The 13,816-nt window shown below is 63.6% G+C and carries 14 protein-coding genes; 8 read left to right on the plus strand and 6 right to left on the minus strand.

Annotated elements, in window-relative coordinates:
* Positions 1 to 141 precede the first annotated feature (141 nt).
* Positions 142 to 993, minus strand: a complete 852-nt coding sequence (locus AC3A3W_RS06875) for a hypothetical protein (RefSeq protein ID WP_487441386.1) — start codon at positions 991 to 993, stop codon at positions 142 to 144.
* A gap of 329 nt (positions 994 to 1,322) precedes the next feature.
* On the opposite strand from AC3A3W_RS06875, the gene AC3A3W_RS06880 reads away from it, so the two are divergent.
* Positions 1,323 to 2,348: a DUF808 domain-containing protein gene (locus AC3A3W_RS06880; protein ID WP_487441388.1), complete on the plus strand. Its 1,026-nt coding sequence runs from the start codon at positions 1,323 to 1,325 to the stop codon at positions 2,346 to 2,348.
* A gap of 40 nt (positions 2,349 to 2,388) precedes the next feature.
* Here the strand turns inward: AC3A3W_RS06880 and mmuM are convergent, their stop codons facing one another.
* Positions 2,389 to 3,357 carry a homocysteine S-methyltransferase gene (gene mmuM, locus AC3A3W_RS06885; protein WP_487441390.1) on the minus strand — a complete coding sequence of 323 codons (969 nt, stop codon included), beginning with the start codon at positions 3,355 to 3,357 and terminating at the stop codon, positions 2,389 to 2,391.
* A 164-nt stretch (positions 3,358 to 3,521) separates the two neighbouring features.
* Here mmuM and AC3A3W_RS06890 point away from each other — a divergent pair, with 164 nt between their 5' ends.
* From AC3A3W_RS06890 to AC3A3W_RS06900, 3 genes are read left to right on the plus strand one after another with little or no spacing between them, the layout of a single operon-like run.
* Positions 3,522 to 3,971, plus strand: a complete 450-nt coding sequence (locus AC3A3W_RS06890) for a hypothetical protein (protein WP_487441392.1) — start codon at positions 3,522 to 3,524, stop codon at positions 3,969 to 3,971.
* Complete coding sequence (locus AC3A3W_RS06895; RefSeq protein WP_487441393.1) at positions 3,968 to 4,720, plus strand: cyclase family protein; 753 nt, start codon at positions 3,968 to 3,970, stop codon at positions 4,718 to 4,720. Before AC3A3W_RS06890 ends, AC3A3W_RS06895 begins: the two co-directional genes overlap by 4 nt.
* 32 nt (positions 4,721 to 4,752) lie before the next feature.
* A complete protein-coding gene (locus AC3A3W_RS06900; protein ID WP_487441395.1) occupies positions 4,753 to 5,529 on the plus strand; it encodes an IclR family transcriptional regulator in 777 nt (258 codons plus the stop codon).
* Here AC3A3W_RS06900 and AC3A3W_RS06905 read toward each other — a convergent pair.
* Both AC3A3W_RS06905 and AC3A3W_RS06910 read right to left on the minus strand, forming a co-directional pair.
* Positions 5,526 to 6,323: an IclR family transcriptional regulator gene (locus tag AC3A3W_RS06905; protein WP_487441397.1), complete on the minus strand. Its 798-nt coding sequence runs from the start codon at positions 6,321 to 6,323 to the stop codon at positions 5,526 to 5,528. The two genes, AC3A3W_RS06900 and AC3A3W_RS06905, sit on opposite strands and share 4 nt — an antisense overlap.
* Positions 6,324 to 6,448: 125 nt before the next feature.
* A complete protein-coding gene (locus tag AC3A3W_RS06910; RefSeq protein ID WP_487441399.1) occupies positions 6,449 to 7,888 on the minus strand; it encodes an amino acid permease in 1,440 nt (479 codons plus the stop codon).
* A 295-nt stretch (positions 7,889 to 8,183) separates the two neighbouring features.
* Here AC3A3W_RS06910 and AC3A3W_RS06915 point away from each other — a divergent pair, with 295 nt between their 5' ends.
* Together AC3A3W_RS06915 and AC3A3W_RS06920 are read left to right on the plus strand one after the other, a co-directional pair.
* On the plus strand, positions 8,184 to 9,236 hold the full coding sequence (locus AC3A3W_RS06915; RefSeq protein WP_487441400.1) for a homoserine dehydrogenase: 1,053 nt from the start codon (positions 8,184 to 8,186) through the stop codon (positions 9,234 to 9,236).
* A complete protein-coding gene (locus tag AC3A3W_RS06920) occupies positions 9,229 to 10,641 on the plus strand; it encodes an aldehyde dehydrogenase family protein (protein WP_487441402.1) in 1,413 nt (470 codons plus the stop codon). The genes AC3A3W_RS06915 and AC3A3W_RS06920 overlap by 8 nt, the downstream gene beginning before the upstream one ends.
* Here the strand turns inward: AC3A3W_RS06920 and AC3A3W_RS06925 are convergent.
* Positions 10,631 to 11,113, minus strand: coding sequence for an Lrp/AsnC family transcriptional regulator (locus AC3A3W_RS06925; protein WP_487441404.1), 483 nt, complete (start codon positions 11,111 to 11,113; stop codon positions 10,631 to 10,633). The genes AC3A3W_RS06920 and AC3A3W_RS06925 overlap by 11 nt on opposite strands.
* A gap of 74 nt (positions 11,114 to 11,187) precedes the next feature.
* Here AC3A3W_RS06925 and AC3A3W_RS06930 point away from each other — a divergent pair, with 74 nt between their 5' ends.
* Together AC3A3W_RS06930 and AC3A3W_RS06935 are read left to right on the plus strand one after the other, a co-directional pair.
* Positions 11,188 to 11,910: an HAD hydrolase-like protein gene (locus AC3A3W_RS06930; protein ID WP_487441406.1), complete on the plus strand. Its 723-nt coding sequence runs from the start codon at positions 11,188 to 11,190 to the stop codon at positions 11,908 to 11,910.
* Positions 11,911 to 12,041: 131 nt separating this feature from the next.
* Positions 12,042 to 12,998 (plus strand): lipid kinase, encoded by a 957-nt coding sequence (locus tag AC3A3W_RS06935; RefSeq protein WP_487441408.1) that lies wholly within the window; start codon positions 12,042 to 12,044, stop codon positions 12,996 to 12,998.
* 4 nt (positions 12,999 to 13,002) lie between these two features.
* Here AC3A3W_RS06935 and AC3A3W_RS06940 read toward each other — a convergent pair whose 3' ends face one another.
* Complete coding sequence (locus tag AC3A3W_RS06940; protein ID WP_487441409.1) at positions 13,003 to 13,782, minus strand: carbon-nitrogen hydrolase family protein; 780 nt, start codon at positions 13,780 to 13,782, stop codon at positions 13,003 to 13,005.
* Positions 13,783 to 13,816: the final 34 nt, after the last annotated feature.

Genomic DNA, 13,816 nt, shown 5'->3' on the forward strand with positions numbered 1-13,816 from the left:
AAACCCGACCTGGCACCAAGCAGTCCGTCAATAAGGCTGTTGTCGTTCATGTGACGAAGTAGCCGTTACTCCCCCAACGTGGGCGGTCGTCGCGAATGTATGGCGCGGGGTTGACAACCGGCCTACACGTGTGCCCCGCGCCTAAACCGTGATGACGAACGACACCGCTGCGACGAAGGCCGGAAGGGCCAGGAGGACGGCCAGTGCAAGGAACGCCCTGCCAGCCCAAAGATATCTGGGAGCCACTATCCTATTTTGCCTACCCGCAGCCACGCGTGGCCACGCCAGGACGAGCAAAGCGCCCAGCACGATCAGGACTGTCGCCGGCGGAAAGATGATGGTCGTCAGCAACGGCAGGTAGGCCGGAACCGTCCGACGCGTGAACAGTGGCAGCCGCTGGCTGTACCACCCAGCCACAGCTGCCACGATTGCCCCGATCAGAACGGCGAGAAGGGTGAAGAGCAGCACGGACAGCCAGCCCGGGCGGATGAACGTGAAGTCGACATTGCTGGTTCTGAACGGTTCAACACCCGCCCCGAATACAACGATTCCCAGGAGTCCTGCCAACGGACCCGAGAATCTACCGGACGGGAGCCAGCGGTGGATGGTGAGATAAATCATCGACGCTACAAACGCCGTCGGCATTCCACCGAACAGCAGCAGCGCCAGAGTGCCGTCCAAGGTAACGAACCCCACATTTGCCTGGGCCTCTGTTAGGCGGCCCTGCGCCGAACCAGGGGAAGTCGCCGCCAGGATCCGCATGAGAAGACGGCCACCAGGCCATGCCATGAGCAAACCGGTGATCAAGGCCGTAAAGCACCAAAGATTGGCCCACCAGAAGTACCGGCGAATTGCAGCAGCCGTAGCGGTTCGACGTTCCCGGTTTGGCCCGCCGCCGGCTGGCGGTTGGATCGCCGTGCCGCCCCAGCGGACGATAAGCCAGATGCCTGCCAGAAACAGCAGTACCGAACCCGCGATGATCGCAATAGTCATCGGACGCCGCTTGGTGCCATCGCCACATCAGCCTTTGTGGCCATGCAACTGCCTGGAAACATTTCCGGCCTCCAGCGGTCATCACGGCTAACAGTCAGAGCACGCAGTTTCCTCCACGGCGAGGCCCGCGTCAATTCCCCGGGGATATTTCTGAGCCCTCCCATTCGTGCCATCCTCCGACCGTGAGGCGACGAATCAGAACGATAGTTCCGCTTTCACTCCCGTCGATGGGTCGCCCGCCGTCGATATACTGCAAACATGCCAATCACACGCCTCGACATAGGCAGCCACACCCAGCCGTCCACCCTTGAGCAGCACCGGGGCGATCTGTGAGCGGCGGTCTCGTCGCCCTGCTGGATGACGTCGCAGCCCTGGCCCGTATAGCGGCCGCCTCGGTGGACGACGTCGCTGCCGGAGCGGCCAAAGCGGGGGCCAAGGCCGCCGGCGTGGTAATCGACGACGCCGCAGTGACCCCGCAGTACGTGTCCGGGGCGGACCCCTCCCGCGAACTGCCGATGATCAAGCGGATCTTCTGGGGTTCGCTCCGGAACAAACTGCTGATCATCCTGCCGGCACTGCTGCTCGTCAGCGCCTTCGTCCCATGGGCCATCCCGTTCATCCTCATGCTAGGCGGCACGTACCTTTGCTACGAGGGTGCAGAGAAGGTCTGGCACAAGCTCCGGGGCCACCACACCGCAGAGGAAGATACGCCGGCGGTTGAACGCGGCCCGGAGGCCGAGGCCAAGGTCGTCAAGGGCGCCATCACCACCGACTTCATCTTGTCCTGTGAGATCATGGTCATCTCGATGAACGAGGTGGCCCAGGATTCCTTGCTGTCACGGGCGATCATCCTGGTGGTCGTGGCCCTCGTGATTACGGTGGCCGTGTATGGTGCCGTCGCTCTCATCGTCAAGATGGACGACATCGGGATGCACCTGGCCGCTAAAGATTCCGCAGGCTCCCAGCGCGTCGGCGAGCTGCTCGTCAAGGGGATGCCCGCCGTGCTGGCCGGGATAACCTTCATCGGAACGATCGCCATGCTGTGGGTTGGTGGCCACATCATGCTGCAGGGGGCATACGATCTCGGCTGGCACGGTCCGTATGACCTGGTCCATGTCCTCGAGCACCCCTTCGAGGGGATCGCGGTGGTTGGCGGCTTCCTGGCCTGGTTCGTGAACACGTTGTGCTCGGCAGTCATCGGACTCGCCTGGGGCATCGTCGTCATGGCTATCGTGCATCCGCTGCTCAAAGCGCTGCCGTTCGGCAAGAAGAAGGGCGGGCACGAGGAGGGCGACATCCGCGCAGAACTTGCCGGCTACCGGCCGACGAAACGTAACGCCGATCCCGACGCTTAGCTAGCGAGCAGGCGGGCCGGCCTGCTGAGGCAGCCAGTCGTCAGGGATTTCCCGTAAGCCTGGCCACGGCGGCAATGTCCCCGGGGGTCGTCCGGCAGCACCCGCCGAGGAGCCGGGCACCAAGTTCACGCCAGACGGCGGCTCCTTCGGCCAGGCTTGCGGGCTGCTTGTTACCGGCTCCCCCAGATGTGTCCCCGGACGCGGCCGGCCGCCACTTTTTGGTGACCGCGTCGTAGATTTCGCCGGAATTTGGATACGCGATTAGGGGCGTGTCCGTGGCTTTGCCCAGGGCGCCCAGGGCTGGGGAAACTAGCTCCAGTGGCACACAGTTCACGCCAATGGCCACGACGTTCGAATGCGCCCTGGCGAGCTGTGCCACCTGGGCCAGCGGTGTGCCGTCGCTGATGTGCCCTCCGTCCCGCAGTGTGAAGGAGAGCCAGCCTTCGACGTCGAACTCTTCCATGAGTGCCGTCAGGGCCTCGGCCTCCGGCAAGGACGGCAGCGTCTCACAGGCAAGAATGTCCGCTCCGGCGTCCACCAGCGCCGCAATTCGAGGCCGGTGGAACTCCATGAACTCGTTTCGGCTGAGGAAGTAGTCTCCCCGGTACTCCGACCCATCGGCCAGGTATGCGCCGTAGGGACCGACCGATCCTGCAATCAGCAGAGGGCCTGCACCCGGGTTTTCGGCCAGGTGCTCGCTGCGAGCCTCGTCGGCCAGGCGCACACTCAATGCCACCAGCTCCAGGGCCTCTTCTTCGCTAATGCCGCGCCGCGCAAATCCCTGTGGTGTTGCCTGATAGCTCGCCGTGATCGCGACCGCTGCTCCGGCGCGGAAGTAATCGCGGTGCACGCGCTTGACCAGCTGCGGCTGCTCCAGGAGGACTTTGGCCGACCACAGGGGGTCGTCCAGATCGCAACCATGCGCTTCCAGCTCGGTGGCAAGTGCGCCGTCCACGGTCAGGTTCGTTCGGGCATCCAGCATGCGGGAGAGCTTGGTGTTACTGGGCATTGTTTGGGCTCCAAGCGGTTCGTTCGTCCATGGCTGGCGGGCACGATGCACGTCCGCTGCACGGTGGCTATGTTCATAATAAGCATCTTTCAATGCTTGTAATGATCATCACACCGTGCCACGATGGCATGCAAACACGTTACGAACCGATCAGGAGACTTCCCTTGAAGATTGAAATGAAGACAGTACGCAAGCTGCGTGTGCATTGGCCCGTAGCTTCGGAAACGTTCTCGCGGCTCGCCAGCGGCGACGCAGAAGCATTCAAAGACGAGGCGGGCATTGCGGCCCTGCTGACCGCTGTCGCGGAATCCCCTGACCTCGGGGACTTTGGCAACTACCGGCATGTCTTCGAATCCGGTTTGGGCTTTGAGGGATTCACTTGCGCGGAAGGCGCCAATCCTACGTTGGGGCAGGTTGGTCAGCAGACAATTTCGCCGACCCTGGTCTTGACGACGTATTTCGATGCTGCGCTCGGCGACGATGCCGTGGAACGCTTGCTGCAGCACATCGTGGATATCCACCCTTGGGAGGTGCCGGTCATTGAGCTGACAGGGCCAATCGGCGTTTCCAGCACTGCTCTTCCGGCACTCGTCGAAAGCCAGGCCACGTCATGACTGAAGTCACCACAAGCGCCCTCTGGGACGGGCTGCAGACCCTGTTTGCGGGCAGATCATTCACTGACCTGACGCACGCCTTCCACCCCGGCCAGCCACACTTCCCGGCATTCCCCGACGAAATCAGGGAGCCCGTCTTCGATCTGGAGAAAGGTGACGGCTTCACCGCTCACCGCTACTCGATCATCGGACAATGGGGAACACACGTTGATCCTCCCTCGCATTTCATCTCAGGGGGAAGGACCCTGGATCAGATTCCCGTGGAGGAGATGGTCCTTCCGCTGGTCGTCTTGGACATCACCGAGCGCGTCATCGCTAATGCGGACGCCACTCCCCGGATGGAGGACGTCCAGGCCTGGGAACACCGCAATGGCGCCATCCCACCCGGGGCCTTTGTGGCATTGCGGACAGGCTGGAGTGACCGTTGGCCTGACGCTGCCGCCATGGCAAACAGGGACGATCACGGTGTTAGCCACACACCGGGCTGGTCGCAGGAAGTCCTCTCGTTCCTGATTGAGGAGCGGTCGGTTACCGCCGTCGGTCATGAGCAGACGGACACAGACCCGGGACTGGCCACATCCCGCCAGGATTTCACACTGGAGACCTACGTCCTGGCACAGAACCGGTGGCAGATCGAGCTGATGGCGAACCTGGACGGACTTCCAGAAGCGGGCGCTGCCCTCATTGCCACCTGGCCCAAGCCACTGCGGGGCAGCGGTTTTCCTGCCCGGGTCTTCGCCATCCATTAGGTGGCGTACCTCCAGTGACTAGAATCGGACCCATGTCTAAGACATCCAGCATGGGCCGGGGAATTATGGCTGTTCTAGCGGTGGGCTCCCGCAACGCAGAAGGCCTGCCTGGCGGAACGGTCGCTGATATAGCAACCGACCTGGGCAAGGACCGCAGCCAGGTAGCGCGCAGCCTGCGGACGGCCCAGCAGGAGGGGTTCCTGGTCCGCAAAGACCACCGGACCTACGCCGTCGACTGGTCGCTCCTGACGGACGCGCAGCTGTTGTCCGAACAACGCCTGCAGACTGACGGCGCCACCGCATTGGCAGGCTTGGCCCGTGAAACTGATGAAGGATGCTTCCTTGGAGTTCTGAGCGGAGACAGCACCGTCACCATCGGTGAGCATGTTCCGGCAAGCAGCAACATGATCGGTTCATGGCTGGGCCGGCCCTATCCGGCCTACTGCAGCGATGCCGGCCAGGCACTGCTGTGGGAGGCGTCCGACGACGAGGTCCGGACCCTTTTCTCCGGTGTCGCTTTCGTGCGCCATGGCCCCAATACGCCCCTTGACGCGGAGGACTTCCTGTCACGGCTGCGCGCGGCCCGGGAACGGGGATACTCCATCGTCGACGAGGAAGCCGAGCCGGGGCTGTATTCCCTGGCCGTTCCGGTTCGGGACTTCAAGGGCGACGTGGTGGCAGCGCTGCAGGTCGTAGGCGCCAAGACCCGCCTGCAGCCGAGGTTGGAGGCCTGCGCCACAGCTCTCGTGTCCTGGGGAAGCTGGCTTGAGTCCATGCTGGGTCAGGTCCCGCCGCGGAACGCGCCTTAGCTGGCAAGACCCTTCCGGCCAGCGCTGTTCCGCGTGCCGCCCTGGGACCCCAGCCGTTGGGCTGCTTCCCACAGTGCCTTTGCAACGTCATCGGCACCGGACATGGTCTCGGCCCGGCTGCCCAGGACGCTGAGCGCTGCAAGAACGGAACCGTCGGCGGCGCGGACCGGAACCGCCAGTTCGTAGACTCCATGCTCGAACTCTTCCTCCGCGACAATGAAGCCGCGAGCCCGGTCCCGGTCCATCAATTCGACGACTTCCTGCGGCGAATGGGCCGCCCCCGGACCGCCCACGCCAATGAAGTTGACGTCCGCAAGGAGGGCCTCGACGGCTGGCTGCTCCTCGTCCCACAGCAGGGCCCGGCCGGACCCGGTGCACCACACGGGTGTCACCATGCCGGGTTTCACGAAGCCGCCGGGAACGGCGTCATTGCTGGAGGTCCGCAGGAGAATGACGCGGAAGCCCTCCCGGACAGAAAGTCTGGATCTAAGGCCGAACGAGGCCACCAACGCCTCAAGTTCGCTTCTTGATTCGCGGACCCAGCCTGTATTCAAAGCGGCAGCCAGGCTAAAAAAACGTGGACCGATCCGGAATGGCCCGCGTTCGCCCCGTTCCAGCAGTCCCAGCTCGCACAATTCCTGAGTCAACCGGGAGACACGGCTTTGGTCCATCTCCAGCTCGGATGCGATCTGGGAAACGCCGAGTAGCCGCCTTCCCCACTTCTCCCGGTCTGCGACCAGCCGAACTATCCGAAGGCCTTGGGCCATGGATGACGCTTCCGAGGAAGAATCCATGCTCCGTGCTCCTTCCGCCTGATGACTACGCCTATTCTCACATGTCCCCACAGAACGCCGAGCTTGGTGGCGGGGGACGAAACCCTCCCGCCACCAAGCTACGCGGACGATAGTTCGTTACGGCGTCAGGAGGGCTGGTTTGCGCGCGCCTTGCGTCCGTACTTGAAGTAGAAGAAGGCATAGCAGGCGCCAACGAAAGTGAATCCGAAATAGAGCGCTGCCACCTGGTTCGGGTCATAGGCGATGCCGATGAGCGAGATGACACAGAGCGAGAAGGCCAGGATCGGCACCAGCGGGAACAGCGGGGCCTTGTAGGGAAGCGCGGCGACATCACCGCCGTTCCTGACGAAGGATCTCCTGTGGAAGAAGTGCGAGGCTGTGATGGACATCCAGACCCCGACGACGGCGAAACCCGCCACCGATACGAGAGCCAGATAGACCGTTTCAGGTGCGACGACGCTGCTGATGAGCGATGCCAGGCCACCGAGCATGCTGACGGAGAGTGCAGTCATGGGAATGCCGCGCCGGGTCAGCTTCTTCAGCGCCCGGGGCGCGTGCCCCTCGTCGGCAAGGGAGTAAAGCATCCGTGCGCAGGAGAAGAGGCCGCTGTTACCGGCTGAAAGGAGCGCGGTGATGATGACGAAGTTCATGATGTCGGCGGCATAAGGAATGCCGATGGATGAGAAGACCGTCACGAACGGGCTTTCATCCAGCCCAACCTGCTCGAAGGGGATGGTGGCGGCAATGACAGCGATTGCCCCGACGAAGAAGATCAGCAGACGGATGACGGTGCTGCGCATCGCTTTGGGGATGTTGGTGGCCGGGTCAGCGGTTTCGCCCGCCGCCACACCGATGAGCTCTGAACCCGAGAAGGCGTAGAACACCGCAAGTGCAGTGACCAGGACACCCGTGAAGCCGTTGGGGAAGAGACCGCCTGAGGTGTTGAAGTTTTCAAACATGCTGGGATGGTTGGCCGCCTCGCTGAGCGGGTGGAAGCCGAATAGCGCCGCGCCGCCGAAAACGATGAGAACCACGATGGCGCCGACCTTGACGATGGCAAACCAGAACTCAGATTCGCCGAAGAATTTCGAAGAAACCGCATTGAAGCCGAAGAGGACCGAGGCGAAGATAAGGCACCAGACCCAGACGTCAACACCCGGGAACCAGCGCTGCATCAGGAGACCGGAAGCCGTGAACTCCGATCCGATGGCCACCGCCCAGCAGAGCCAGTAGAGCCAGGCGGTGGTGAACCCGGTGGCCGGCCCGATCGATCTCGCCGCGTAGATATGGAAGGCCCCTGAGACCGGATAAGCGATGGCAAGTTCCCCGAGGCAGGCCATCACCAGGTACACAACAAAGGCGCCTATGAGATACGCGATGACCGCCCCAAGCGGCCCGGCCTGCGAAATGGTGTAGCCCGAGCTCAGAAAAAGCCCGGAGCCGATCACCCCGCCCATGGCGATCATGACCAGATGCCGTGCCCCCATGGACCGCCGGAGCCCCGAATCGGTCGACGGCGGAATGGTTGGCCGCGGTTCTAGCTGGACAGGTAATGACGGTTCCATGGTTTCTCCCAGGTGAGTGGCAGGTGTGATGCGAAGGATGCGCACGTGGCCTGGCGTGGGTCACGCCGACTCGAGCTGCGCAGTAGCGACAGTGACGAAAGTAACACAAAACGGCCGTTTTGGTCATTAAAAACATCTTCACATGTCTATGTTGAACGCAAGTTACGTTCCGGTGAATGACGATTCGACAGGCGGATGGTCAGTTCGCCCTGCTTTTCGGTCACAATCACATGCGCCGACAGACATGGAATGCGGTCAGCATTGGAGGACCGATGTAACTGACTGAAGGAGCACCATGACCACCTACGACATTGCGCTGATTGGCTTCGGCGGCGTCAACAGGACGCTGGCCGAACTGATCGCGACGCGTGGTGAGAGACTTCGTTCCGAACTGGGCTTCGGCCTGCGGATCGTGGCCATCACCGACCTGCGTCTCGGATCCCTGGTCCAGCCCGACGGCGTGGACCTCTCCGTTGCCCTCAAACTGGGAGGCGAAAGTGGAACCTTTGCAGCCCACGGCGGATCTGCCGACACCAACAACGAATCCGTGATCCGCAACTGCACAGCGGACATCATCTGCGAGGCCACCTTCACTAATCCCGAAGACGGCGAGCCGGCAGTGTCACACGTGCGCTGGGCACTCGAATCCGGCAGGAGCGTCTGCACCACCAACAAGGGCCCGGTTGCCCTCCGCGGCGCCGAACTGAGCTCCCTCGCCGAGCAGAACGGCGTGCACTTCGAGTTCGAGGGCGCCGTTATGAGCGGCACTCCCGTCATCCGCCTGGCCAAGAAGATGTTCGCGGGGCTGAAACTGAACGGATTTGAAGGCATTCTCAACGGCACCAGCAACTATGTGCTCGGGCGGATGGAAGCCGGTCTGGACTTCCACGCGGCCATCAGGGAGGCACAGGAACTCGGCTACGCTGAAGCAAACCCCGCAGCCGACATCGAGGGCTACGACGTTCAGCTCAAGGTCCTCATCCTCGCCAACGAACTGCTGGACGCCGGCATAGAGCTCAAGGACGTTCATCGGCAGGGGATTTCCACCGTGACGCCGGAAGATCTTCGGAAGGCAGCCCGCGAGGGGCGCCGCTGGAAGCTCATCGGCGCGGCACGGCGGAACCCGGACGGGTCCGTGACGGCAGGCGTTTCCCCAGTGGCGCTCCCCCTTGATCATGGGCTGGCCGGGGTTTCCGGGGCGACCAATGCTGTGTCCTTCGAGACCGATCTTCTGGGCGCCGTAACCATCTCCGGACCAGGAGCCGGGCGCGTGGAGACCGCCTACGCGCTGCTCTCTGACATCATCGCCATGCACGCAGCCAGGACGGAGGTATCCGCAAATGCCTGAAGCCACAGTGTGTTCGGCAGAAACCGCGCTGCCACAGTTCCATGACGTGACAAGCCCCTACGACGGCAGGGTGGTCGGCGCGGTTTCGCTGACCGAAGCCACCGCCGGCGAAGCCGTGATTGAAACGGCCCGCGTCGGCGCCCGGAAGGCACGGGCCCTGTCCCGCGCCGCACGCGGGAAGATCCTGGACGGCGCGGCAACGGAGATCGAGCAGCGCAGCGAGGAGTTCGCACTAACGATAGTGTCCGAGGCCGGGAAAACGATCCGCCAGGCACGGAAGGAAGTGCTGCGCGCGGTCAACACGCTCCGCCTGTCCGCTGCCGAAGTGCGCCGGAACGCAGGCGAAGTCATCCCCTTCGACTCCTATGAAGGCTCAGAGGACCGCACCGGGTGGTACTCGCGCGAACCACTGGGCATCATTGCCGCCATTACCCCGTTCAATGACCCCCTCAACCTGGTGGCGCACAAGGTCGGCCCGGCAATCGCCGGCGGAAACGCCGTGATTCTCAAACCCTCTGCGCTGACGCCGCTGTCAGCCCAGCTGCTCGCGGACGCCCTCGTGAGCTCGGGGCTCCCGCCGGAGGCCCTCACAATTGTCCACGGCGGCCGGGAAGTGGCCGAAACAATCATCAGGTCCAGGGACGTACGAATGGTGTCCTTCACCGGGGGGTTCTCCACTGGTGAAAGCATCGCCCGCACGGCGGGCTTGAAGAAGCTGTCCATGGATCTCGGCGGAAACGCACCCGTGATCGTGCTGGACGATGCCGACATCGAAAAGGCGGTGGAATCCTGCGTCTCCGGAGCATTTTGGGCCGCCGGCCAGAACTGCGTGGGGGTGCAGCGGATTCTCATAGCCGCCCCGGTCTACGGCGCGTTTCGCCGGTCCTTCCTGGAGGCGGCGGACAGGCTGGTTGTTGGAGATCCTTCAGATGAACGGACGGACGTCGGGCCCATGATCAGCCCGGCTGCCCTGCAGGAGCTTCAAACCAAGCTGGACGAGGCCCTCGGCGCCGGCGCTGTCCTTCTTTCAGGCAATGTCACGGACGGCAATGTGCTTCATCCGACCGTCCTGGAAGCGGTCCCGACGGACAGCCGGCTGTGGAAGCAGGAGGTTTTCGGGCCCGTGGTCATGTTCCGCGAGTTCAGCACGTTCGAAGAGGCCATCGAAGTCGCCAACGCCATCGAGTTCAGTCTTCATGCGGGCATCTTCACCGACTCTCTGGCCAGGGCCATGGACGCAGCCCAGCAGCTCGAAGCAGGCGGCGTCATGATCAACGACTCCTCTGATTACCGCTTCGACGGCATGCCGTTCGGCGGGGCCAAGTACGGAAGCATGGGCAGGGAGGGCGTCCGTTTCGCGTATGAGGAGATGACCCAGCCAAAGGTCATCTGCATCAGGAACTGATTGAACCGGAGGGGGCGCGGGCACCGCCGGGGCCCCGCCTGATGTAACTGGACAGCGTCATGGCCGTCACCGTGTCCGTGACGCCCGGAATGGCGGCAATCTGTTCCCAGATCTCCTGAACCCTCTCCAGCGAGCGGGCCTCGACCCTCACCAGCAGATCAAAGTCACCGCTCACAACATCACACAAAACCACTTCCGGAATCGACCGCAGTACGGTGATGACGTCCGACCCCCGCACCCGGTCCTTCCGGTAAACCATCAGGAAGGCCGACACCGGCCCCTGCCCCGGTGGGCCGGCAACGATCGTGTACCCCTGGATATACCCTTGCCGTTCCATCCGTTCGATCCGTTGGCGCACGGCATTCCTCGACAGCAGGACTTTGGTCGCCAGCTCCGCGTGGCTCATCCGGGCGTTCTTCGTTAGCTCCGCAAGAATCCTCTGGTCTATCTGATCAAGACTCACTCGATCCATGCCTACCCTTCACCCCAAAATTTCCCCGGCACACCCAGAACCGAACCAACTCCACGACCGAAAGCACTCGAAAAATGACACTACTGCAGCAAGACCGTCCACCTCTCACCGGCATTAGCTGCGTCCTGTTCGACATGGACGGAACGCTGCTGGATTCAGCACCCGGCGTTACGGAAAGTGCTGCCCGAGCCCTGGCAGCCGTAGGCGCGCCGGTCCCCGCGATGGACAAGCTGCGGCAATTCGTCGGCCCGCCCATGATCGAGTCCTTCAGAACAGTCTCACAGTTGGACGACATAACCGCCCAAAAGGCCCTCCAACACTACCGCAAGGCATACGCCGACCACGGCGCTGAACAGTCCAGCCCCTACGACGGGATCATCGAACTGCTCGACCATCTGCACTCGGCCGGCATTCCGATGGCCGTGGCCACATCCAAGGTGGAAGATCAAGCGGTAAGACTCGCACGAAGATTTGGCATCGAAGGCCACTTCATCAACATCTGCGGGGCGTCCGACCGCGATGGAAGAGCAAGCAAGGCAGAGGTCGTCGCCGAATTGCTGCTCCGCCTTCAAACCGAAGGCGTGGACATCTCCAGTCCCGTGATGGTTGGAGACCGAAGCTACGACGTCGCCGGAGCCGCCCAACACGGAATCCCGACGATATTCGCGCACTGGGGCTACGGGGACGCCGGCGAAGCATCGCAGGCGGCCGCCGTTGTCTCCTCTCCTGCAGCCCTGCTGCCACTGATCGTGGCCAAGCGCCGCCCGTCGGATGACCGAGCGGGAGCGTTCGGATGACCGAGCGGGAGCGTAAGGCGTGACATAACAAGGACGCAGTACCGAACTTGAGGACGCGCGACTGCCGCTGACGGCACTGGCCGGGGCGGCGGGCTGGGAGAATTCACAGGTCCACCACCTAACATGTCCACATGAAGGCTGCCCGCGACGCCCGCTCCGCCGCCGTGGTCATCAACGCCGGTTCACGCCGAGGGGCGGCACACGAACTTGCGGTGGACACGATGCGAAAGGCCGGCGTGCCGATCTCCTCCGTCCACCAGGTGCTGTCCGGGGGCGAGCTGGCTGCGACGCTTGACCGGGTGGTGGCGGACGGGCACGACCTGGTGGTTGTCGGCGGCGGCGACGGGACCGTGTCCTACGCCGCCGGTCGTGTTGCCGGCACCAGCGTTGTGCTCGGCGTTCTTCCGCTGGGCACCGCCAACGACTTCGCCCGCACGCTGGAGATACCCAACAATCTGTCCGAGGCGTGCGCTGCCGTCGCGGACGGGAAGGTGGTGGACATCGACCTGGGCCGGGCGAACGGTGAACCCTTCCTCAACGTCGCGTCCGTGGGCCTGTCGGTGGCTGTTACCGAAGCTCTCAGCCCACGCCTGAAGCGACTTATCGGGCCGCTGGCCTACGGCATTGCCACCCTGCGCGCCTATGCCGGGCACAAGGCGTTCCGGGCCCGTCTCGAGTTCCCCGAGGGGGACCACGAGCCGATGGAGCTCGAAAACCTGCTTCAGGTGGCCGTCGGCAATGGCCGGCATTACGGCGGCGGCAACACGGTCTCCCCCACAGCAGGGATCGACGACCACACCCTTGACATCTACGCCATCCTGGCGGCGCCGCTCCGAGAGCACATGAAGATCGCACGGTTGCTCAAGGACGGAAGTTTCATCGAACACGACCGGGTGTACCACCTGACCAGCCGGAATGTCCGGCTGGTCACCGAGCAGCCGCTGGGCGTGAACCTCGACGGCGAGATCGCGACCACCACGCCGGCCGACTTCACCGTCCAGCGCAACGCCGTCCACGTCGTGGTGCCCCAGAGCAGCACCAGCGCGTTGTTCGACGGACCGGGCGCCGCGAACCGGCCATCCAGTTGAAGGCCTACAGCCTCCGTTGCCGGAACATCGGGAACAGCTCCCGCACCCTCGCCACCGTCTCCAGCGAGAAATCCACCGTCCGGACACAGGCCTCCAGCCCAAGGTCGGCCTCAACCACCCCCATCGGATCCACCAGCACGCTGCGGCCCACGGAGACCGGCGGCGCCTGGCACACCCCTGCCACGTACACGCTGTTCTCAATGGCTCGCGCCGCATTCAGGGCCAGGCACTGCTCGGTCTTGTGGGTGCCCGGCACCCAAGACGAGCAGACCAGCAGGACCTGGGCGCCGGCGTCGGCCAGTGACCTGGCCAGCTCCGGAAACCGCAGGTCGTAGCAGGTCATCAGGCCGAAGCGCGCTCCCCCGAACTCAAACACCACCGGATCGGTCGACGGTCCGGGCTTGATGAACGTCGATTCCCCGAAGCCCTGCGCGTCGAACAGGTGGATCTTCCGGTAGAAGGCGAGCTGGCCGCCGTCGGGCCCGAAAGCCACCAGCGTGTTGTACGCCTTGCCCGGCTCGTCCGAGGTTTCCACCACGCCCGCCACCAGCGCGATGCGGTGGCGGCGGGCGGTGCGAGCGAGCTCCAGGCAGACGGGACCGTCCAGCGGCTCGGCCACCGCCGGGAATGACGCGTCCACCGTCTTCTTCTCGTAGGTAGCGTACTCCGGGAAGGCGACCAGAGCGGCGCCGTCGCGCGCGGCCTCCGCGGCGAACCGGTCAATCGCGGCGAGGTTGGCCTGGATGTCGGTTCCCGACTCCAGCTGCCCGAGCGCTATCCTCACGGTTCTTCCTTCCCTTACTTCAGACGGCGGCGCG

The organism is Arthrobacter sp. Soil_N43, assembly GCF_057655195.1.